At 62.2% G+C, this 21209-nt stretch carries 16 protein-coding genes; 5 read left to right on the forward strand and 11 right to left on the reverse strand.

The window, feature by feature from the left end; all coding sequences use genetic code 11:
- Positions 1 to 20 precede the first annotated feature (20 nt).
- The 5 genes from OCK01_RS18180 (at position 21) to OCK01_RS18200 (ending at position 7868) form a co-directional block, all read left to right on the forward strand.
- On the forward strand, positions 21 to 1055 hold the full coding sequence (locus OCK01_RS18180; protein ID WP_263825131.1) for a hypothetical protein: 1035 nt from the start codon (positions 21 to 23) through the stop codon (positions 1053 to 1055).
- Positions 1056 to 1377: 322 nt separating this feature from the next.
- Positions 1378 to 3132 carry a type I secretion system permease/ATPase gene (locus OCK01_RS18185; RefSeq protein WP_263825132.1) on the forward strand — a complete coding sequence of 585 codons (1755 nt, stop codon included), beginning with the start codon at positions 1378 to 1380 and terminating at the stop codon, positions 3130 to 3132.
- Positions 3132 to 4526 (forward strand): HlyD family type I secretion periplasmic adaptor subunit, encoded by a 1395-nt coding sequence (locus tag OCK01_RS18190; RefSeq protein WP_263825133.1) that lies wholly within the window; start codon positions 3132 to 3134, stop codon positions 4524 to 4526. The genes OCK01_RS18185 and OCK01_RS18190 overlap by 1 nt, the downstream gene beginning before the upstream one ends.
- A complete protein-coding gene (locus OCK01_RS18195; protein WP_263825134.1) occupies positions 4516 to 6594 on the forward strand; it encodes a glycosyltransferase family 2 protein in 2079 nt (692 codons plus the stop codon). The genes OCK01_RS18190 and OCK01_RS18195 overlap by 11 nt, the downstream gene beginning before the upstream one ends.
- Positions 6591 to 7868 (forward strand): glycosyltransferase, encoded by a 1278-nt coding sequence (locus OCK01_RS18200; protein ID WP_263825135.1) that lies wholly within the window; start codon positions 6591 to 6593, stop codon positions 7866 to 7868. Before OCK01_RS18195 ends, OCK01_RS18200 begins: the two co-directional genes overlap by 4 nt.
- Here OCK01_RS18200 and OCK01_RS18205 read toward each other — a convergent pair.
- The 11 genes from OCK01_RS18205 to OCK01_RS18255 form a co-directional block, all read right to left on the reverse strand.
- Entirely contained in the window at positions 7820 to 9049 is a 1230-nt protein-coding gene (locus tag OCK01_RS18205; RefSeq protein WP_263825136.1) for a glycosyltransferase, read from the reverse strand. The two genes, OCK01_RS18200 and OCK01_RS18205, sit on opposite strands and share 49 nt — an antisense overlap.
- 103 nt (positions 9050 to 9152) lie before the next feature.
- On the reverse strand, positions 9153 to 9740 hold the full coding sequence (locus OCK01_RS18210; protein WP_263825137.1) for a hypothetical protein: 588 nt from the start codon (positions 9738 to 9740) through the stop codon (positions 9153 to 9155).
- Between the two features lie 13 nt (positions 9741 to 9753).
- Positions 9754 to 10557 carry an exodeoxyribonuclease III gene (locus OCK01_RS18215; protein ID WP_263825138.1) on the reverse strand — a complete coding sequence of 268 codons (804 nt, stop codon included), beginning with the start codon at positions 10555 to 10557 and terminating at the stop codon, positions 9754 to 9756.
- 110 nt (positions 10558 to 10667) lie between these two features.
- Entirely contained in the window at positions 10668 to 11315 is a 648-nt protein-coding gene (locus OCK01_RS18220; protein WP_263825139.1) for an outer membrane lipoprotein carrier protein LolA, read from the reverse strand.
- 78 nt (positions 11316 to 11393) lie between these two features.
- Positions 11394 to 14075: an FtsK/SpoIIIE family DNA translocase gene (locus OCK01_RS18225; RefSeq protein ID WP_263825140.1), complete on the reverse strand. Its 2682-nt coding sequence runs from the start codon at positions 14073 to 14075 to the stop codon at positions 11394 to 11396.
- Positions 14076 to 14194: 119 nt separating this feature from the next.
- Positions 14195 to 15571, reverse strand: coding sequence for an FGGY-family carbohydrate kinase (locus OCK01_RS18230; RefSeq protein ID WP_263825141.1), 1377 nt, complete (start codon positions 15569 to 15571; stop codon positions 14195 to 14197).
- Between the two features lie 8 nt (positions 15572 to 15579).
- Positions 15580 to 16593: an ABC transporter permease gene (locus OCK01_RS18235; RefSeq protein ID WP_263825142.1), complete on the reverse strand. Its 1014-nt coding sequence runs from the start codon at positions 16591 to 16593 to the stop codon at positions 15580 to 15582.
- Positions 16590 to 17570: an ABC transporter permease gene (locus OCK01_RS18240; RefSeq protein WP_263825143.1), complete on the reverse strand. Its 981-nt coding sequence runs from the start codon at positions 17568 to 17570 to the stop codon at positions 16590 to 16592. The genes OCK01_RS18235 and OCK01_RS18240 overlap by 4 nt, the downstream gene beginning before the upstream one ends.
- A complete protein-coding gene (locus OCK01_RS18245) occupies positions 17567 to 19069 on the reverse strand; it encodes a sugar ABC transporter ATP-binding protein (RefSeq protein WP_263825144.1) in 1503 nt (500 codons plus the stop codon). Before OCK01_RS18245 ends, OCK01_RS18240 begins: the two co-directional genes overlap by 4 nt.
- Before the next feature lie 143 nt (positions 19070 to 19212).
- On the reverse strand, positions 19213 to 20205 hold the full coding sequence (rhaS, locus tag OCK01_RS18250; RefSeq protein WP_182828168.1) for a rhamnose ABC transporter substrate-binding protein: 993 nt from the start codon (positions 20203 to 20205) through the stop codon (positions 19213 to 19215).
- A 49-nt stretch (positions 20206 to 20254) separates the two neighbouring features.
- Positions 20255 to 21058: a DeoR/GlpR family DNA-binding transcription regulator gene (locus OCK01_RS18255; RefSeq protein ID WP_263825145.1), complete on the reverse strand. Its 804-nt coding sequence runs from the start codon at positions 21056 to 21058 to the stop codon at positions 20255 to 20257.
- Positions 21059 to 21209: the final 151 nt, after the last annotated feature.

Here is a 21209-nt window from a genome sequence, read left to right on the forward strand (position 1 = left end):
TCAACGCTTATTTCGCGGCCTTGGCGACCGAGGCGTCTTCCCTCGCGGACGAGACAAGCGAGCAACCGACCATCTTCTTCATCTCTCGGGAAGGTCAGTTTCTGTCTCGCGCCTTCACTGCTTTCTGCGAGGCGCGCGGCCTGTCCCTGCGGTCACGGCCGTTGATCGCGTCTCGGACGCTGTTGCTGAAAATGGTCTTTTCGGATGCGATCGGCGAGTTGTCGGCAGGTCTCAGCTATCATGGCTCGGTATCGGGATTTTTCAGCGATCGACTATCGATTACGTCCGGACAATTGGAGCGGATCGGCGTCTCCCCGGCCATCGCTGCCGGCCAGTTGTCGCTTCCCGCCGATGCCGACTGGTTGGCGCATATTCTGGCGAACCATGCTCCGGGCCTCGGTGACTTCCTCACGGGCCGCCGCGAGGCCTATACCGCCTATCTCAAAGAATCGGGCTACTTTGACGGACCTGGATTGATCGCGGATGTCGGCTATAGCGGCACGATCCAAAAGCTTCTTCACCGGCTCACCGGCCGGACCTGCGCCGGTTTCTACTGCATCGGTTCCGACGCGCTGACGTCGCCGCAGTCGAAACTCGACGGACGCAGGAAAGCCCTGTTCGAGCGGCAAGGGCGATTCGGCGACGGCAATCCCTTTCTCGACAGCACACTGATCTTCGAAGTGCTGATGTCCGCCGACTATGGCCAGGTCGACGACATCACACCGACCGCCACGGCGCCGGGATACCGCTTCGAATTCGGGGCGAAGAGCAGATCGCAGCATCTCTTTCCCCTGCTGGCGCTTGGACAGGAGGCCGTTTGTCGTGAACTGGGCGCATGCGGAGATATCTCGCTCGATGACCTTCTCTCGGACGACTTCAAGGAGAACGTCCGTGTCCTGTTGCTGACTCTGCTGACCAATCGTCAGTTGGCCCCGGTGATGATCCAGCAAATCGCAGAGGTCGACGATCGCATGGGCGGCGAAGGCTTCATCAATCCCTGGACATTGCTGCCGCCACTCCGGAAAAAAAGTAGAAACGGGAGCGGTGAGGCTTAATTTTATCGCTTTTATGAAGACAGAGACGGGATCGGAAGTATGTTCTTGCGAACGAACAAGCTTTTATCGTCGCAAGTCGCCGTCTGCGCAACGCTTTGACGAATATGCTCACATAGACGGAACTTTTGTGGTATGAACTTTGCGGTTGCCCGTCGCACATCGTGGTTTGGGGCAGCTTCGCGATCGATGAGAGGCCCTGTTCTAGGGCTGTTGGGAATTCCGATGGCGCGCCTGCGGGCCGGCATCGGTTGAATGGCAGAAAGAACGTCAGGACTTCGATGATGCGGCCTTCGTCGAACCTGCACAGGGTTTTGAGGCGTTTATGAAGAGTTTGAATCCGAAGACCGACGCTACGTCGATGTTTCACTATGTCCGAAGCAATATGTTGCGCGGATTTCTCTATGCGGCCTTCGTCAGTTTCTTCATCAACTTCACGATGCTGATCGGTCCGCTGTTCATGATGCAGGTGTATGAACGCGTCATCCCGTCACGCAGCTACGAAACGCTTTATGGCCTGATCGTCATCGGCGTGTTCGGCGTGATTCTGTTCGGCGTGCTCGACTTCATCCGAAGCTGGACCTATGCCGTCATGGCGGATGTCTTCGCGCGCCGCCTCAATCTTCCCGCCCTGCAGGCCGGGGTTCTCCGTTCCATCCAGGGCGGCGCCGGAGAGGGCGGCGCGGTCATCAAGGACATCGCCGAATTACGCGCCTTCATACAGGGCGGCGCGATCTCTGCGCCGATCGATGCGTTCTGGTCGATCGTTTTTCTGATCGCGCTCTACTTTCTTCATCCCGTCTATCTTGCGGTCGCCATCATCTATATTCTGGTGATGCTGTTTCTCAATTTCATCACCGACCGGGTGACGCGTCAGGCTATTCAGGACGCAAGCAAGGCGCAGCAACGACATCTTCAGGACGTGGCGAATTCACTTCGCCATGCCGAAGTCATTGAAGCGATGGGCATGTTGCCTGCGCTGGTGCGGACCTGGCGTCGATCGCAGGAAGAAATGCTCGACATGGGGCATGTGTCGAGTGTTCGCAACCGGATCGTCGTCGCCATCACCAAGAGCCTGCAGAAGAGCCTGACCATGATCGTGGTCGCCACCGGCGCCTTTCTCACGCTCGCCAACGCCGTCGGCCACTCGGTGCTGTTCCCTGCGATGATCATGACGTCGCAGGCCGTCAGCCCGTTCGTCAACATGATCGAATCCTGGCGTTCCTGGGTGAACGCTGTCGATTCCTGGGGTCGTATCCGCTTGCTGATCGAAGGTTATGAGAACGAGCGGCAGACCATGCCGGCGCCGGCAGGCGACGGCGATCTCGATATCGACAACCTCGTCTATATGCCGGATGGGCGGGACACGCCCGTTCTGCGCGGGATTTCTTTCTCGATAGCCCCGGGCGAAGTTCTGGGCATCGTCGGTCCATCGGGCGCGGGCAAATCCACCTTGGCCCGCTGCTTGACCGGGATCATCAAACCCAGCATGGGCGGCGTCTATCTCGATGGTCACTCCACCTATCTCTGGGAGCGCGGCTCCTTCGGTCGAGCGATCGGTTATCTGCCGCAAAACCTTTCTCTTCTCGACGGGACCGTGCGCCAGACGATCGCGCGGATGCGCGACAGCGACCCGAGAGACGTGATTCGCGCCGCGCAGCTCGCCGGCATTCACGAACTGATCGGTCGGCTCCCGTTCGGTTATGACACGCCTGTGGCCGAGACAGGCCATCTGATGTCGGGCGGACAGATGCAGCGGCTCGCCTTGGCCCGCGCCCTTTATGGCGACCCAAAACTCATTATTCTCGACGAGCCGAATTCGAACCTGGATTCCGTCGGCGAGCAGGCTCTGATCCGCGCCATTCAAACCTGCAAGGCCCGGGGCGCGATCGTTGTCATCATTGCGCATCGGCCTTCGGTCATGGCGGCCACCGACAAGATGGTCGTGATCGAAAACGGCGCGGTGACGCAGTTTGGCCCGCGCACGGAAGTCATCGCCATGATCACGCCGGATGCGCGCTCGCGGGCGGAATCGCGTCGCCGCGAGATCAGCAATTCGAACATGCCGGGAGAAGCCTGATGTCGTCAGCCTCCATCACCATCGATAAGACGGAATATCGTGTGCTCGGCCATCAACCCGCCTCCAATCTCAGCGATTGGGACGATGTGGTGCTGGAAGAATCCGTCAAGAAATCTTCGCTGCGGGGCCCTATCGTTTATGGCGGGCTGACGCTGCTGATCGCAATCGGAGGATTTTTTGGCTGGGCCAGCTATGCCGAGATGGCGCAAGCATCCGCCGCCTCCGGCAAGATCATCGTCGAGGGCAAGACGAAGACGATCACCCATCTCGAAGGCGGCACGCTGCAGTCCCTCGTGGTGAATGATGGCCAACATGTGCGCCAGGGCGACCTTCTGGTCAGGCTCGACGTCACGAGAAGCGTCGCCCAACTCGTTCGCCTCAAGCAGGATCTGGTCGTCCAGACCATCAAGCTGCAGCGTCTGTTGAGCGAGAAGGACGAAAAGAACGATTTCGTCTTTTCCGCTGCGCTGCCGGCCGGCGTGGAGCGAACGGTCATCGACCAGATGATCAGCGTCGAACAGAAGCTGTTCAAGGAACGGCGCGATCAGTTCCTCAATCAGTTGGCCACCGACAGATCGATGGTTCAGCAGCTTCAGAGTCAGCGCGTCGCTCTATTGGCCCGCAAGGAAGCGCTGGCGAAGCAGCTGGATTTCGTCACCGATGATTTCAAGGCGCTGGAGAAGCTGCAAAAGAGCCAGTTGGCGACCCGCACCAACGCCAATGAGAAACAGTACCAGATGCTGGATCTCAAGACGCGGCTTTCGGACAACGACTTCGATCTCGCCGACAATGTGCAGCGCGAAATGCAGGCTGAACTCGGCCTCTCGAATCGCCGCATGGAGTATTTCAAGATCATTTCCGAGCAGATCCAGGAAGCGCAGGCCGAGATCGCTCGTATCCGCCAGGAAATTGTCTCGGCGGAAGACGTCGTCGCAAAAGCGGAGATCCGTTCGCCCCAAGACGGCATCGTCGCCAATATCAAGGTCAGAACGCCGGGCTCCGCGGTGCCTGGCGGTCAGCCGATCCTCGATGTCGTTCCTGACGATCAGCTGATGCTGGTCGAAGGGCGGGCGCGAGCCTCCGACATCGATTCGCTGCGGGTCGGCGCCAAGACCGAAATCCGGCTGTCGGCGTTCGGGGCAGCCGAGACGCATCCTCTTGTGGGACGTATCACGTATATCGCGCCGGACAGTATCGTCGACGAGAAAACCAGCGAGACCGTCTATGTGGTGCAAGCCGTCATCGACAAGGAATCGATGGCGAAGCAACCCAACCTGTTTCTCTATCCCGGCATGACCGCGGACATGTACATCGTCAACGGGACGAGAACCGCGATCGCCTATCTCACCGGTCCCATGATGCGCGGTTTCAACAAGGCTTTCCGTGAGCAATAAGGCCTCCGCCGAGCCCCGGACCGATGCGCCTGCCGTGGTGATGCGCATCGGGGAGCGTGTCCTGCTCTTCCGGAGCGCGGGTGCTTCGCCACCCGTGCTGGAGACACTGTCCGAACGCCTTCTCGAGCTCAGGGCAGGAGCCCGCGCGTTCACCGCCGCGGTTCTTCGCTCGCCGCTGCAAGACGATCACGGATCCGCTATCCGCCTCTGTGCCGATTTTCGAGAATTTTCCGCGTTGATCGGTCTCGCTGACCATGAAACGGCGAGCCTGTTGAGATCCGTTTTCGGATTCGCCGGACCAATGCTGCAGCTCGACCGCGATCCATGTTTCAAGGCGCTCTTCGAAGGCCTCCTCGCCGGTGAATTGCGGAAAGCGACGCTCGCCCTCGATGTTTTCGGCGAGCAGGATTACGGGATCGTGTCTTTGCCGGGGAGGCTTGACGTTGAAGACGGAGCTCTCCTGATTGCCGTCGATGACGGCTTGGAAATCCTGCGGCTCGGCGCGCCGGCGCGCCGTCTGTCCGCGCCACAGTCCGACAAGCGCATTGCCGCCATTCAACGACGCCGGTCTTTTGCGGAAGGCCGCTACTTGTTGATCGGGTCGAGGGAACTGTTCGACGCCACGGTCAAGACACAAGTTTACCCGGATTTTTCAGCGCAGACGGAGCCTTGGCCGAACGGCGATCTCGATAAACTCGCTTTGCTCCAGGCTGCGGACGAGGCTCTTGCCGGCGAGATCGATCTTCATCGCGGCCGCACGACCGGGAGCGGCCAGGCGGCGGATTGGGGCGCGAGTCTGGCTTTCACGCTGGAGGCGTGCGTGTCGATGCCGCATGGGCTTCTGATCGCTGGCTGGTGTTTTGATCCGGAAGCGCAGATCGAGGACGTCGTCGCCATCGATTATTCACTCGCGGATCCGGTTCTGTCGGATCAATGGCTCCTCACATCCGGGTCGGAAAAGATCTTCGGCGCCGAACGTGAGGGTAAACATGTCTCGGTCTTCGTCGGTCGGAAAGACGGCGCACCCGCCTGTCAGGCCGTCACATTGCGACTTGGTCTCAAAAATGGCGGCGCCGTGTTCGTCAGCCCGGCATTGTTCGCGCGCGATCTCTCGACCCAGCGCGCGGCGGCGCTGAGCGTTCTGGCCAAGCAAGGCAGGAATGCGCGCGCCCTGTTCGACCATGTTTATCATCCGGCGCTCGCGCCGTTGCAGCAGACGCTGCTCGAGCGGCAGGAGGTGCTGGATATCTCGGATTTCGGGCGACGGTCTTCACGAAAAGCATCGCTGCTGATTCCGCTTTATCGCGACCTTTCCTTTATGCGGTCGCAATTGATGGCTTTCGCCCGGGACGCGGAGCTGGCGCAATTGGCCGAGATCATCTTCGTCGTCGACGATCCCCCGCTCGCCGATAGGGTGGCCGCCCTGATCGAAGGCGCGGCTTTCGTGTACGATCTCGATCTCAGAGTGGTGACGCTCAAGCAGAACGGCGGCTATGCGCAAGCCAACAATATCGCCGCTTCCATCGCCGAGGGCGAAACGCTCGTCCTGATGAATTCCGATGTCGTGCCCGATAAAACGGGCTGGCTGGACCTGCTGCGAGACAAACTGGAGCCTATGCCGGCCTATTCGGCGGTCGGACCGAAACTTCTATATGCTGACGGATCGATCCAGCATGTGGGCATGCGTTTCAAACGATTCTCCGACGGCCTTTGGCGTAATTTTCACGATTGGAAAGGCTTCGCGCGTCATTTCCCGCCAACTCTGGTCGAACGGCGCGTCGATGCGCTCACCGGCGCATGCCTCGTCATCCGCAAGCGCGACTTCGTCGCCGTCGGCGGCTTCTCCACCGATTATATCGGCGGCGACTTCGAAGACAGTGATCTCTGCCTGTCGCTCACCGCGCGAGGCGGTGAGATGGTCTGCGTTCCACGAGCCGAACTCTTCCATTTCGAACGGCAGTCGATCGGAGCGGAAGGTCCGTCCGAAAGGCCGGAAAGCGTCTACAACCGCCTTTTGCACACGCATCGCTGGAACGATGTCCTCGAAACGCTGGGAGCCGACGCATGAGCGCCCAAACGCTCCGTATCCTCCAGATCGCCCACAATCACCCGCTCTTTCCGGCGGGCGGCACCGAGGCGGTTGCGATGTCGCTGCATCGGCAGGCGCTCGCCGAGGGGTTGGACAGCTGGTTCCTCGGTGCGCTCGACAAGGATCTCGCCGTCCCGCACCCGGGAACGCATATGATGGCGCTGAGCGACGATCAGCGGGAAGCGGCGTTGTTCACCGACAGTTTCGATTATTTCATGCTCGCACAGCCCGATCACTTCGGCTTCCTGCGTGAGTTCGGCGATTATCTGGAAGCTCTCCAGCCCGATGTCGTCCATTTTCACCACGTCATCAATTTCGGCCTCGAGGCGTTGTTTGCGGCGCGACGGCGGCTCCCGTCCGCGCGCATCGTGCTGACGCTGCATGATTACTATTTGATCTGCGCCAACAACGGCCAGCTCTTCAAGCATCATGACCAGACCCGATGCGACGGGCCGAGCCTGATCCAATGTCGCAAATGTCTGCCGTCGATCAGCCCAGAGCGCCTGAAGCTTCGGCAAATCGATGTCGCCGCGGCGCTGTCGGTTTGCGACGCGCTGGTGTCGCCGTCGATGTTTCTCAAGGATAAGATCGAAGGCGTCCTCGATCTCGCCCAGCCGGTGACGTTCATCGAAAACGGCTATCTCGGTTCGGCGGACGTCCTGGACGCGCCGGAGGCGAAGGGCGGGACGACGGTGTTCGGCTATTTCGGCAATGTCTCGGCGATCAAGGGGCTCGATCATCTGCTCGAGGCGCTGGCCATGCTCAAGGCCGCCGGCGTGACAGGCTTCCGCTTGCACGTGCATGGATCCCAGCTCTACAAGGATCCTGATTTCCAGGCGCGGCTCGACGCGGCGTTGGCCGAGATCAAGGGTGACGTCCGGTTCTTCGGCGCCTATCGTCCCGAGGACCTGCCCATGCTGATGGCGGATGTCGATTGCGTGGTCTTCCCGTCCATCTGGTGGGAAAACGCGCCGCTGGTGGTCTATGAAGCTATGCACCACGCCAGAGAGATCATCGCCTATCCCCACGGCGGCGCCGCGGAAATTCTCGCCCGGCATCAGGCCGGCAGGTTGGCCCGCAGGTCCGACGTCGCCTCGCTCGCTGCGGCGCTGCGGGCGTTTCTCGACCGCGGGACCGAAGCCGTTTCGGTCGCACGGCGCCAGCTCCCCGGACCGGCGGATCTTCTCAACGCGCATCTGGCGCTTTATCGCGACGCTTCCACCGAAAACAGGCTGTCGACCGCCGCCCTGTGACGATTCAAGGCATGGTCGGCATCCCACCGCGCGAGGATCGTCTCGCGCGCTTTGCGGCGCATACGGTCGACGCCGTCACCGCCGTCCAGCGCCCGCAGCGCCGCCTCGGCGATCGCCGAGGGATCGAAGAAATCCGCCAGAAACCCGTTTTCCCCGTCGGTGACGAATTCGCGCACCGGCGCCGTGTTCGAGCCGATGAAGGCGCAGCCCGTCGACAGCGCTTCGAGCGCCGACCAGGACAGCACGAAAGGCACGGTCAGGTAGATATGCGCGGCCGACACCTGCAGCACCCGCCGATAACTGTCATAGGGCAGGGAGCCGACGAAATGCGTGCGCGCCATATCGAGATCGGCCTCGGCCATCACCTCGTCGAAATGCGTCTCCGTGTCGTGCCCCGAGCCGTAATAGACCGTGCGGTCCCCCACCACGATCGCTTCGACCCGCTGATCCCGCTTCTGAAGCTTTTCTAGAGCGCCGATGAACGGCTTGAAGCCGCGAAATGGATCGGAGCCCCGCGCCACATAAGTGACGACGCGGTCGCCATGTCGGAACGTCCGGCCGGCCGGCGTTGTGTAGGTCGCATCGGGATCGGGCTTGAGAAGGTCGGTGTCGACGCCGTCGGGAAGCACCTGGATCGCCGATCGGATCGCTGCCGGGAATTGCGCCCTCTGCCACTCCGTCGGCGATATCATCAGGTCCGCCCGCATCAGATCCGACAAGATCGGCATATTGAGAAGGCTGGTCAGGAAGCGGTTCACGTAGCCGCGATCGCCCTCCAGAAACTCCGTGCTTTCGGCGTTGTTGTTGTAGAACCACTCGCAATATTTGACATATTTGGCGTCGGGAAACACATCCTGCACGAATGCGCCGGTGCCCCAGCCCGTATGGCCATAGACGATGTCGGGGATCCAGCCATCGTCTCGAAGCATGAGCGCCCGTTTGACGACGCTCGCCGATTCCCGGATATATTGTTCGGTTTCGAACAAAGAATGATGTTCGGGGCGATCAACCTCGACCTCCTGCCCATATTCGACCATCCGCACGCCGTCGACCGGCGGATTGCTTCGCCCATCCTTCAGTCCGCGATGAAGCGCGATCACATCATGGCCGCGGGTCACGTAATCGCGTGCGATCCGTGCAAATTGGCCGGGAAAATAATGATGGATGAACAATATCTTCATGGGGATCGCCTGTTAGCAGACATTTGGGTCGGCAACGCTTTCGGACCATAGCGACCGGTCCTCGCGCTTCCGCCGAGACGCGGCCTTGATGGCGACGCGTCTGTCAGAAAATGCCGAACAGCCGCTTGCGCTTCTTCGGGCTCATCTCAGCCGTCAGCTTCCGCAGCGACTCGTCGATGCGCATGATGAACACCTCGGTCGCATCCAGCCGGCTTTCGATGGCGATCAGTCGGTCGGCGACATTCTCCGGCAGGTCCACCGACTGTGCAGGACGGGCCTGATACGCCTCGATCTGCTCCGCTACCTGCTCCGACAGCGAGTCGATCTCCTCCTTCAACTGCTGGATTGCCGCGTCATACTGCTCTCCGAAGGCATGAAACAGCGTATCGATCTTGCGATCGTCGCTCGACGCGATCGGCAAAGGCGCCTCCCCCGAGCGGACCGATTGCGCGATCACCATCAAGCCGTCCAAAGAGGTGATATGCGGCGCGAGCACGACATGAAACGCGTGATCGCCCTTGCCGATCTCCGCGTCGACCAGATCGACGCGCTCGATATTGGCGACGCCGCTGCCGACCACCTGCTGGCCGTACATGACCCGGATGACGAGATGCTCGTCCGGGTTATCCTCGTTGAACGCCCAGCCAACCAGCTTCCCGTCAACCAATTCGTCCGCGCGGCCTGTCAACATGGCGTCGCTCTCCTCAGAATGTCAGATTTGCAATGACCGGCACATGATCCGACGGCTTGTCCCAGCCGCGGGCGTCGCGCAGGATCTCGACGCCGGTCAGGTGCGGAGCGAGGTCGGGGGACGACCAGACATGGTCGAGCCGGCGGCCACGGTCGGAGGCGGCCCAGTCGGCGGCGCGGTAGCTCCACCAGGTGTAGAGCTTGGCGGGTTCGGGCGTATGCCGGCGCATCAGGTCCACCCAGCCCCCCTTGGCGATCACGTCGAGCAGGCCTTCGGTCTCCACCGGCGTGTGGCTGACGATCTTCAGCATCTGCTTGTGCGACCAGACGTCGTGTTCGAGCGGCGCGATGTTGAGGTCGCCGACGAGAATGCTGGAGACGCCGGGCTCGCCATCGGCCCTCATCCCCTTCATCTCCTCGATATAGTCGAGTTTGTGGGCGAATTTTGGATTCCTCACGGCATCCGGTTCATCGCCGCCCGCAGGAACGTAAAAATTGTGCAGCCGGATGCGTTTGCCGCCCGCCTCGAACAGCGCCGAGACATGGCGCGCATGGCCGACATTGCCGTGGTCGCGGCGATCGATCTCCGACAGCGGCAGTTTGGAGAGAATGGCGACGCCGTGATAGCCCTTCTGGCCATTGATCGCCTGATGCCGGTAGCCGCGGGCGGTAAAGGCCTCGGCGGGAAACAGCTCATTGGCGCATTTGGTTTCTTGAAGGCAGAGAATGTCGGGATTCTTCTCGTCGAGCAGTTTCTCGACGATCGGCAGTCTCAGTCGGACGGAATTGATGTTCCAGGTGGCAAGCGTCAGCGTCATAAAGATTCGTCCGTTTGTTTTGGCCGGACACTAAACGAACGGCCCGAAAATCCCAATCGATTTTCAGGCCGTCGACGCGATATGCTTCGTCACATCAAGTAAGAAGGCGTTCAACGTTGCTTGTCGAGGATTTCCGGCGGCATACGGAACACGCGATCGTCGAAGGACAGGCCCGTCTGCACATTGAAGATCATCACCGAGGTGTCCTTGCCCTGATTGTCGGTGATGGTCCACTGCCGGAGGTCATAGGTCTTGGGATCGAACATCATGGTGATGGTCGAGTCGGCGAAGAGAGAGCGGTCGCCGAGCTTGATGGTGATGAGATCGGGCTCTTCTTTGACGCCGCGCACCATCTTTCCGGTCAGGTCGATCTTGTTGTCGAGCAGCAAAGCGAGCGGTGTCTTCGACAGCGGATAGAGATCCCAGGTCTTCAATTTGACATTGCCGATGGCCACGTTTCGGCCGTCGGAGATCACCCGCATCGGCGAGGGGTTCTCATAATTGAAGCGGATCTTGCCGGGCCGTTCGAGAAAGAACTTGCCGCCGGTCTGCTCGCCGCGCGGGCCGAACTGCACGAATTCACCCCCCATGGTCTTCACCGAGGAAAAGTGGTCGGCGATGGTTTGCGCGACCGACTTGGATTGGGCGGCGGCGAAATCGACAGGCGACAAAGCCAGCAAAGCCGTAAAGCCCAGGCTCGCCAGCACGGAGCGGCGGCTGGCGGTCTTGAGCGGCGTTTGAAGCGTCTTGCGCGTCATTCTGGTCTCCTTTTTGGCCTTTTCTCCATAGAAAGTGCGGCGCCTTCAAGGCGTTCCGCACAGGATGCGAAAAAGCGCCTAGCGGGCGAGGACGTCGTCCTCTGTGGGCACGAGGATCTCGCGCTTGCCGGCATGGTTGGCGGGTCCGACGATGCCCTCCTTCTCCATGCGTTCGATGATCGAGGCGGCGCGGTTGTAGCCGATCCCCAGGCGACGCTGGATATAGGACGTCGAGGCCTTGCCGTCGCGCAGCACCACGGCCACCGCCTGGTCGTAGGGATCGTCCGAGTCGGCCATGTTGCCGGTTCCGGCAGGTCCATGGCCGCCCTCGCCATCCTCGTCCTCGTCTTCGGTGATGGCGTCGAGATATTGCGGCGACCCTTGCGTCTTCAGGAAGGCCACGACATCCTCGACCTCGCCGTCGGAGACGAAGGGGCCGTGGACGCGCTGAATGCGTCCGCCGCCGGCCATATAGAGCATGTCGCCCATGCCGAGCAGCTGTTCGGCGCCCTGTTCGCCCAAAATGGTGCGGCTGTCGATCTTCGACGTCACCTGGAAGGAGATGCGAGTGGGGAAGTTGGCCTTGATCGTGCCGGTGATCACGTCGACGGAAGGACGCTGGGTGGCCATGATGACATGGATGCCGGCGGCGCGGGCCATCTGGGCCAGCCGCTGCACGGCGCCCTCGATATCCTTGCCGGCCACCATCATCAGGTCGGCCATTTCGTCGATGATCACCACGATATAGGGCAGCGGCTTGAGGTCGAATTCCTCGCTCTCATAGATCGCCTCGCCGGTCTGGCGGTCGAAGCCGGTCTGCACCGTGCGGGTGATCTGCTCGCCTTTTTCGTGCGCCTGGGTCACGCGGGCGTTGAAGCCGTCGATATTGCGAACGCCGATCTTGGACATCTTCTTGTAGCGTTCTTCCATTTCGCGCACCGTCCATTTCAGCGCCACGACGGCCTTCTTGGGATCGGTGACGACAGGCGAGAGCAGATGCGGAATGCCGTCATAGACGGAGAGTTCGAGCATCTTGGGATCGATCATGATCAGGCGGCACTGTTCCGGCGTCATCTTGTAGAGCAGCGACAGGATCATCGTGTTGATGGCGACCGACTTGCCCGAGCCGGTGGTGCCGGCGACGAGCAGATGCGGCATCTTGGCGAGATCGGCGATCACGGGTTCGCCGCCGATCGTCTTGCCGAGCGCCACGCCGAGCTTGGCCTTGGAGCCGTCGAAATCGCGCGAGGCGAACATTTCGCGAAGATAGACCATCTCGCGATTGCGGTTCGGCAGTTCGATGCCGATGGCGTTGCGGCCGGGCACCACGGCCACGCGGGCGGCGATGGCGCTCATCGAGCGGGCGATGTCGTCGGCGAGCCCGATGACGCGGGAGGACTTGATCCCCGGCGCCGGCTCGAGTTCGTAAAGCGTCACCACAGGACCGGGGCGCACATGGATAATGTTGCCCTTGACGCCGAAATCGTCGAGCACGCCTTCGAGAATGCGGGCGTTCTGCTCCAGAGCGTCGGTCGACAGCGTCGCGTCGCGCGCCACGTTCTTCGGCTCGGCGAGCAGACCGATCGGCGGCAGGTCGAAGCCGTTGTCGGTGCGTGGGCCGGGCTGGATGGGGCGCGGGGCCATGCGCGGCTGCGGCGCACGGGCGGCTTGCGGCTGCGGGGCTGGCTGTATCGGCGCCGGGCGGCGGGCGCCGCGCGGTTCGGCCTTCACAGCCCAGTCGCCCTCGTCGTCGTCCTCGTCGTCCGCCAGCAGGCCGGCGGGACGGTGGCGGTCGAGCTCCAGCGCGTCGTCGTCCTCTTCCTCGTCGTCATCGTAACCGGCGTCGAGCGGCGGCGAAGAGATGATGCGGCGGAGATAGGGGCGCTTGTCTTCGCTGAGATCCGGCTCCGCCCGTCCGCCCGCCGATTGCAGGCCGAATTCCTCTTCGTTGAGATCGAAGGGATGCTCGATGTCGCGGCGCGATTGCGGGCGTCCCTGCTTGCCGGCCATCCGGCGCATCCGCGCCTTGAGCGAAAACATCGCATGCGCCGCATAGCCGCGGATGAAGGCGAAGGCGCTTTCGCGCTCGTCGTCTTCCTCGATCAGGCTCGCCTGTTGCGACGCGCGGGCATGCCGGATCGGCATCACGGCGCGGGCTTCGTCTTCCTCGTTTTCTTCCGGCTCTTCGGTGACGATCAGATTGGCGGCGAAGGCGAGCAGGCCGAAAGCGGGCGCGGCGCAGATCGTTCCGATCACGGCGGCGAGGGCGCCTTGCGGATAGGCGCCGATGAACAGGCCGGGAAATTTCAGGATCATGTCGCCGAACACGCCGCCGAGCCCGTTGGGAATCGGCCATGTCGCCGGCGCCTGGAAGCAGGACAAGGCCCCCGCGGCCAGCACCGAGCCCCCGAACCAGGCCGCGCCGCGCTTGATCAACCGGTAGACCGGCACATTGAGGATCATCATCAGCGCCCAGGCGAAAACGGGCAGCAGCGCCATCACCGAAGCCAGGCCGAAGAACTGCATCATCATGTCGGCGAAATAGGCGCCGCCGGAGCCGAGCAGATTGGTCGGCTCGCGGGACGTGGCGTTGGAATAGCTGGGGTCCAGCACATCCCAGGTCGACAGCGCGGTGACGGCCAGGCCGAGAAGGCCGAGCAGCGCGAAGCCCGACACCGCCTTGGTCTGTCGCCAGAGGAAGGAGGTCAGGATAAAGCGCAGGGAGCGGTTTTCGTAGTCCGCCGGGATGCTTCTCGCCATGGATGTCGACTCGCCGCGTTCGCAAATGCCGTTCACGGCCGCTGAGAAACGCGGCCAGATTGCTCGAACTTTAGCGGCAGAGAGTTAATTGAGCATTAACCATGGGTGTTCGGCGGGCGTTAACCCTCATGCTTGTCCACGGTTTCGCGCCAGCGGCGGGCGTATTCGACAAGGCGCGGGTCGGGGGCGGGCGCCGTCTTGCCTGCCGCCTTCATCCGACCGGCGCGACCGAGCGCGAGCGCTGCGGCGCCGGCGCTGGTGCCGGTCGCGCCGGCGCCGCCGGTTTCCACGGGCCTTGCCGTCACGGCGCCGAGCATGTCGAGATAATCGGCGTTGGCGGCGAAGGGGCCTTCGACGATGCTCGGCCCGTCCGCGCCGATCAGTTCCAGGCAGACGCCGGTCATCAGGCCGAGATAGAGCGAGGCTGCATAGAGCCGGGCTCCGGGCGTGAGCGCGTCCGCCGGATGCGTCCAACCGCCTTTGCGGCCGATGAAGGGGCCGGTGTCGACCGGTTCCGAAGGCAGGAACATCACGCCGCCCTCAAGCACCGCGCGTTTGTCGTCTTCCGACACATCGGCCTGGGGATCGGCCCCCAGAGCCGCGAAGGCCCGGCCGCCCATGAAGCGGGAGGAGGGGACCGGGTCGCCATAGGCGTTGACATTCACCAGCGTGTCGCGGGCGGGGTCGAGCGCGACGGCCCTTCCGCCGATCGCAAAGCAGATCACCCAGGTTCCGGTCGACACGACCGAGAAGGGCGCGGCCCGCACCTTGAGATGGGTCAGCAGCGAGGCGTTGGAATCATGCAGGCCGCCGAACACCGGCAGACCCTCGGCTAGACCCAGTTCTGCGGCGATCTCCAGCGCGAGCCCGCCCACCGGCTCGAAGGGATCGCTCATCGGCGGCATCAGCCGACGCCAGTCCATCTTGTCGACCAGCGAGGAATAATCGCGCGCTTCAGGGTTCCAGAGATCGGTATGGGCGCCGAGCGAGGTCATTTCGCTGACGCGTCGGCCGGTCAGCCGGAAGGCCCAGTATTGCGGATAGGGGATAATAGTCGCAACCCGCGCGAAGTCCTCGGGAAAGCGCCTCTGCTGCCAATGAAGCTGCGCGCCGACATTCAGCCCCGCCGCCAGCTGGGGAGAACCGGTCTCGTTGAACCCGGGGCGGATCGCGTCATACGCCGCTGCGGTTTCATCCACGCCACGATGCTCGTAATCGAGCATCGGCAGCGCGAGGTCGCCCTTCTCGTCGAGCAGGATGATCGAGGCGCCATGGGCGCTGATCGAGATTGCGTCGATCTGATGGTTCCGCGCGAGCTCAGCCAGCGCTTCCTTGATGAAGCGCCAGAGCCCGTCGATGTCATGATGCGGGTAGGGGGCAGCGTCGATCACCCGGTTGGCCGTGCGCCTGACATCGCTTTCCTTGCCTTCCACCAGATCGAACAGCGCCACTTTGGCGTTGGTCTTGCCGATATCGATGACCGCGATATACCGCATGGCGACCCTCAGGCTTTGGCGCGGCGACGGCCGAGGCGGGCGATCAGCGTCGGCATGGCGATGACCAGGATCAGCATCAGGCCGATGAAGATCGACATCACGATGCCCGGCACGTTGAGAAGGCCGAGGCCGAAGGTGACGAGCCCCATGATCACCGCGGCGAGCACCACGCCGAGGATCGAGCCCGAGCCGCCATTGATGTTGATCCCGCCGAGCACCACCATGGTGATGGCTTCGAGTTCGAGGCCGGTGGCGATGGAGGGCCGGGTCGAGCCGAGCCGCGCCGTCAGGCAGACGGCGGCGAGGCCGGCCATGAGGCCGGTCAGCGCGAAGAGGATGAACTTCACCCTGGCCACCTTCACGCCGGAAAACATCGCCGCCGTCTGGTTGTTGCCGATCGCAAAGACGGTGCGGCCGAAACTCGTCCGGTGCAGCAGGACATGGAAGAGGATGGCGAGGCCGACGAACAGCACGAGCTCGAAGGAGAACACCCACCAGACATAACCCTGGCCGAACCAGGAGAATTCTTCAGGATAGCCGGTATAGGCCTTGTCGCCGAGAATGATGAAGGAGACGCCACGAAACAGGCTCATCGTGCCGATGGTCACCACGATTGAGGGCAGGCCGAGGCCGGTGACCAGATAGCCGTTGATCATGCCGCAGACCAGGCCGGCGGCAAGGCCCACCGCCACCAGTTCATAGGGACCGGCGCCTGCTTTGAGCGCCGCGCCCATCAGCGTCGAGGCGACCGCGATGATCGAGGCGACAGACAGGTCGATTTCGCCGGAAATGATCACCAGCGCCAGCGCCAGCGCCACGATCGCCTTTTCGGTGAAGTTGAAGGTGGCGTCCGACAGGTTCCAGGGATCGAGGAAATAGGGCGAGGCGAAGGAATTGACGATGAAGATCGCCGCCATCACGGCGAACAACAGGCTTTCCCAGCTCCTGACCGCTCGTTGCCCCGGCGTTCTCAGCCGGTCGGGAATAGTCCGTGGCGTCATGGTTTCGGCAGCAGTGCTCATGCGACGACCTCCGCGCTTTTGAGGATGACGCGCCCCTTCTTGCGTTCGGCGCGGGCGTTGAAGGCGACGGCGAGGATGATCACGGCGCCGGAGATCGCCAATTGCCAGAAGGGCGAGATGTTGATGACAGGGAGCGCATTCTTGATCACGCCGAGAAACAGCGAGCCGAGCACAGCGCCCGCGACCGAGCCGATGCCGCCAGCGATCGAAACGCCGCCGATCACGCAGGCTGCGACCACGTCGAGCTCGAAGCCGAGCGCGATATCGACATAGGCCACTGCATAGCGGGCGATCCAGAGATAGCCGGCCAGGCCCGACAGCGCGCCGGAGACGATGAAAGCGATGAAGTGGGTGCGGCCGGGATCGATGCCGGCATAGATGGCGGCGTTGGCGTTGCCGCCCACTGCATAGAAGGCGCGGCCGGTGGTGGTGCGGCCGAGCATGACGGCCATCACGGCGATGACGACCAGCGACGACAGGCTGAGCAGCGACAGGCCGAACAGATGATCGCGCGGCAGCGCCTTGAAGGCGTCGGTCATCTCATGCGCATTGATCCATTTGCCATTGGTCAAGAGAAAGATGACGCCGCGATAGACGGTCATGGTGCCGAGTGTCACCACGATGGGCGGCATGTCGAGCTTCCAGACCAACAGACCGTTGACCGCTCCGAGCAGAGCGCCGAGCGCAATCGCGATCAGCACGATCACGGTGATCGGCAGGCCGGGAAAAGCGTTGTTGAGCATGGCCGCGACCATGCCGGTCAGCGCCAGCGTCGCCGCCGTCGACAGATCCACGCATTTGGTCAGGATCACCGCCATCTGGCCGAGCGCCAGGATGATCAGGATCGAGGTGTCGGCATAGACATTGCCGAGGCTCGCCGGCGAGATAAAGGAGGGAAAGCGCAGCGCGATCATCAGCGCCAGCGCGGCGATGGCGATCAGCAGCTGGATTTCACGATAACGGAGCAGTTTGATCATGCTGCGTCTCCAATGCCGGCGGCGGCGCGCACCAAGGCTTCGGCGGTCAGGCCGTCGCGGGCGTATTCGCCCACGATGCGGCCTTCGCGCATGACGATCACCCGGTCGGCCATGCCGAGAATTTCAGGAATTTCAGAGGACACCATGATCACCGACAGGCCTTCGGCGGCCAGTTCGCTCATGAATTCATGCACAGCGGCCTTGGAGCCGATGTCGATGCCCTTGGTGGGTTCGTCGAGAATGATGACTTTGGGTTTGGTGGCCAGCCATTTGGCGATCACCACTTTCTGCTGGTTGCCGCCCGACAGCGTGCCGACGGGCTGGTCGAGCGAGGCGGCGCGCAGATCGAGCCGCTGGGTGTAGTCGCGCGCCAGCTTGAATTCTTCGGCCAGCCGCAGGAAGCCGCGCCGCGAGGTGCGCGACAGCGAGGGCAGGGTGATATTCTCGAAGATCGGCATGGCGGTGATCGCGCCCTGGCGGCCGCGCTCCTCCGGCACATAGACGATCCCCTTGGCGATCGCCTCGTCGGGACTGCGGATCACGGCGACATCGCCATCGATGCGGATCGCGCCCTTGGATGGTTTGGTCACGCCGATCAGAGACTGCATGAATTCCGAACGGCCGGCGCCGACCAGCCCGTAAAAGCCGAGGATCTCGCCGCGCCTGAGTTCAAAGCCGATGCCGTCGAATTCGGTCGGATGACAATAGCCGGCCACCGTCAGCACCGGGGGGCCTGGTTCGACCGTCTTCTTGGGAAAGACCTGGCCGATGTCGCGGCCCACCATCATCCTGACCAGCTGGTCCTGGCTCGCGTCGCGGATCAGCCCTTCGCCGACCATCTGGCCGTCGCGGAACACGGTGTAGCGGTCGGCGATCTTGAAAATCTCGTCGAATTTGTGGGTGATGAACAGGATGGCCTTGCCGTCGGCCTTGAGACGCTCGACCAGCTCATAGAGTTCGTGGATTTCCTTATGCGACAGCGCCGCCGTCGGCTCGTCCATGATCACCACGCGCGCGTCGACCGACAGCGCCCGCGCAATGGCGACCAGATGTCTTGACGCGATGGAGAGTTCGCGGAGCCTGACGCGCGGATCGAAACTCGCGCCGGCGCGGCCGAGCAGCGTTTCGGCCTCGGCATACATCTTCTTCCAGTCGATCAGGCCGAAGCGGTTCTTTGGCGCATGTCCGAGAAAGATGTTTTCGGCGACCGAGAGTTCGTCGAACAGCACGGTCTCCTGATGGATGGCGGTGATGCCCTGTTTCAGGGCTGCGAAGGCGCTCGGCAGTTCAGTCGGCTTCCCGTTGATCTCGATGGCGCCGTCGTCCGGCTGGTAGATGCCGGTCATCACCTTGACCAGCGTCGATTTGCCGGCGCCGTTCTCGCCGATCAGCGCGGTGACCTGGCCGGGATGCAGCGACAATTCGACATTGGAGAGGGCGCGCACGCCGGGAAAGGATTTCGAGATTCCCTTCAGCCGGACCGTCGGTGTGTTGAGCATGGCGACGACATTCATGAGAGCTGAACCGAAAGAGAAAGAGCGACCGGCGCGGCGCGCAATCAAGCCCGCCGTCGTCTTGGGATCAACCGTTCCCGCTGGGCTCGAAGGCCCGGCGAGAACGGCGTCTTGGTGAGGTTGCCGGATCAGAAGATCTTGGCGAATTCCTCGACATTCTTGGCGTCGTAGACGAACGGGTCGGCCATCGCGCCTTCTCTGTTGTCGTCGAGCTTGACATTGCCCATGCGGCCCATCGGGATTTCCGCGCCGGCGTCCGCCTTGGCCTTGCCGGTCACGAGATTGTAGGAAATCATCGTGGCGGCGTAGCCGAGATCGATCGGGTTCCAGATCGCGAAGGACTTGGAGGCGCCCGACTTCACATGGCCGGCCATTTCCGAGGGCAGACCGAGGCCGGTGACGTTGATTTTGCCGGTCATGCCGGCGTCTTCCACGGCCTGGGCCGCGGCGACGATGCCGACGGAGGTCGGCGCGATGATCGCCTTGAGGTTGGGATAGGCTTTGATCAGGCCTTGCGTCTCGGTGTAGGACTTGTCGGTCTTGTCGTCGCCATAGACGGTCGTGACGATGTTGATGCCCTTGTAGTTCGGCAGCACCTTCTTCATTTCCTCGATCCAGGTGTTCTGGTTCGTGGCGGTGGCGGTGGCCGAGAGGATCGCGACATCGCCGCCCTCGGGCAGATTGTCGGCGGCCATCTTCACGCACATATTGCCGATCAGCGAATTCGACGACGGATTGAGATGCATCATCCGGCCTTCGGGCGCGACGCCCGAATCCCAGGAAATCACTGTGATGCCGCGATCCATGGCCTTCTTCAGCGCCGGCGCCACGGCGTCGCGGTCATTGGCGGAAATGGCGATGGCGTCGACCTTCTGGGCGATCAGCGAATTGATCACTTCGATCTGGCCTTCGGCGGTGGTGTCGGTCGGGCCGGTATAGATGATGTCGACATCGCCGAGTTCCTTGGCCGCTTCCTGCGCGCCCTTGTTGGCGGCGTCGAAGAAGCCGATGCCCAACGCCTTGACGACGAGGGCGATCTTCTTGTTTTCGGCATGCGCGACATTGGCGATGAGGGCCGTGGAAATGGCCGCCGTCACCAGCAGTTTCTTCAGAATACCCATGATGTCTCCTCCCTTGGGTTTCAGTTCCTCCTCCGCGCGCGCCGTCTCCTCACGACGCGGCGGATGATTTCTCGTTCGATCTCTCCTGCGCCACGATCAGCGTGACGCCCGCCTGCTCCAGCATGGCGGCGTGGCGGTCCTCGATGCCGGCGTCGGTGATCACGGTGGTGATCCGCCTGAGTTCGCAGAGGATCAGGCTCGACCGTTTGGCGAATTTCGATGAATCCACCAGCACCACCAGTTCGTCAGCCTGGTCGATCAGTTTCTGCTCGGCCTGGATCAGCAGCGGATCGGCCTCCATCAGGCCGAGCGCGCCGAGCCCCTGCGCGCCCATGAACATGCGCTGGGCGTAGAAATTGCGGGTCACGTCATTGTCGAAGGGCGAGAGAATGATGTTCTGCTCGCGATAGATCACCCCGCCCGACAGCATCACGGTGTTTTTGGAGTTCTTCAGCAGATGCTCGGCGATCGGAAACGAGTTGGTGAACACCTGCAGCCGCCTGTTGACCAGGAAATGCACCATCTGGAACGTCGTTGTGCCGCCATTGATGATGATGGCGTCGCCATCGTCGCACAGCGCCACCGCCTCGCGGGCGATTGCTTGCTTCTGACGGGAATTGATCGTTTCGTTGACGCTGAAGGGCCGTCCGGCCAGGCCCACGAATTGCGGCGGATGCAGCGCCTCGGCTCCGCCGCGCACCCTGCGCAGCTTCTTCTGCACATGCAGCGCGGCGATGTCGCGGCGGATGGTCGCCTCGGAACTGTCCGTGAGTTCCACGAGTTCCGGCACGGTCACCACGGGCCTTTCCTGCACCGCTGACATGATGATCCTGTGGCGTTCCTTCTCGTGCATCGGCTCTCCCCTTCCCGGTTAAGTTTTCATTGATTTTCGTCAGTGTCAATCATGTTCGATCATATTATTTCATTGTGCGGCGCAATATGATTGTAAATGATCATTTGTGATTGACAAATAGACCGTGGTCCTGTGAATTCAGCGCAAACGA

The sequence above is a fragment of the Rhizobium sp. TRM95796 genome, assembly GCF_025779995.1.
GTDB lineage: Bacteria > Pseudomonadota > Alphaproteobacteria > Rhizobiales > Rhizobiaceae > Rhizobium_E.

What these genes read in the sequence shown, in the direction of transcription:
- OCK01_RS18225 (WP_263825140.1), bottom strand. Translation starts at nt 14,075, where the DNA reads ATGGCGAGAAGCATCCCGGCGGACTACGAAAACCGCTCCCTGCGCTTT.
- OCK01_RS18245 (WP_263825144.1), bottom strand. Translation starts at nt 19,069, where the DNA reads ATGCTCAACACACCGACGGTCCGGCTGAAGGGAATCTCGAAATCCTTT.
- OCK01_RS18190 (WP_263825133.1), top strand. Translation starts at nt 3,132, where the DNA reads ATGTCGTCAGCCTCCATCACCATCGATAAGACGGAATATCGTGTGCTC.
- OCK01_RS18230 (WP_263825141.1), bottom strand. Translation starts at nt 15,571, where the DNA reads ATGCGGTATATCGCGGTCATCGATATCGGCAAGACCAACGCCAAAGTG.
- OCK01_RS18185 (WP_263825132.1), top strand. Translation starts at nt 1,378, where the DNA reads ATGAAGAGTTTGAATCCGAAGACCGACGCTACGTCGATGTTTCACTAT.
- OCK01_RS18235 (WP_263825142.1), bottom strand. Translation starts at nt 16,593, where the DNA reads ATGAGCACTGCTGCCGAAACCATGACGCCACGGACTATTCCCGACCGG.
- OCK01_RS18215 (WP_263825138.1), bottom strand. Translation starts at nt 10,557, where the DNA reads ATGACGCTGACGCTTGCCACCTGGAACATCAATTCCGTCCGACTGAGA.
- OCK01_RS18200 (WP_263825135.1), top strand. Translation starts at nt 6,591, where the DNA reads ATGAGCGCCCAAACGCTCCGTATCCTCCAGATCGCCCACAATCACCCG.
- OCK01_RS18210 (WP_263825137.1), bottom strand. Translation starts at nt 9,740, where the DNA reads ATGTTGACAGGCCGCGCGGACGAATTGGTTGACGGGAAGCTGGTTGGC.
- OCK01_RS18220 (WP_263825139.1), bottom strand. Translation starts at nt 11,315, where the DNA reads ATGACGCGCAAGACGCTTCAAACGCCGCTCAAGACCGCCAGCCGCCGC.
- OCK01_RS18255 (WP_263825145.1), bottom strand. Translation starts at nt 21,058, where the DNA reads ATGCACGAGAAGGAACGCCACAGGATCATCATGTCAGCGGTGCAGGAA.
- rhaS (WP_182828168.1), bottom strand. Translation starts at nt 20,205, where the DNA reads ATGGGTATTCTGAAGAAACTGCTGGTGACGGCGGCCATTTCCACGGCC.
- OCK01_RS18205 (WP_263825136.1), bottom strand. Translation starts at nt 9,049, where the DNA reads ATGAAGATATTGTTCATCCATCATTATTTTCCCGGCCAATTTGCACGG.
- OCK01_RS18240 (WP_263825143.1), bottom strand. Translation starts at nt 17,570, where the DNA reads ATGATCAAACTGCTCCGTTATCGTGAAATCCAGCTGCTGATCGCCATC.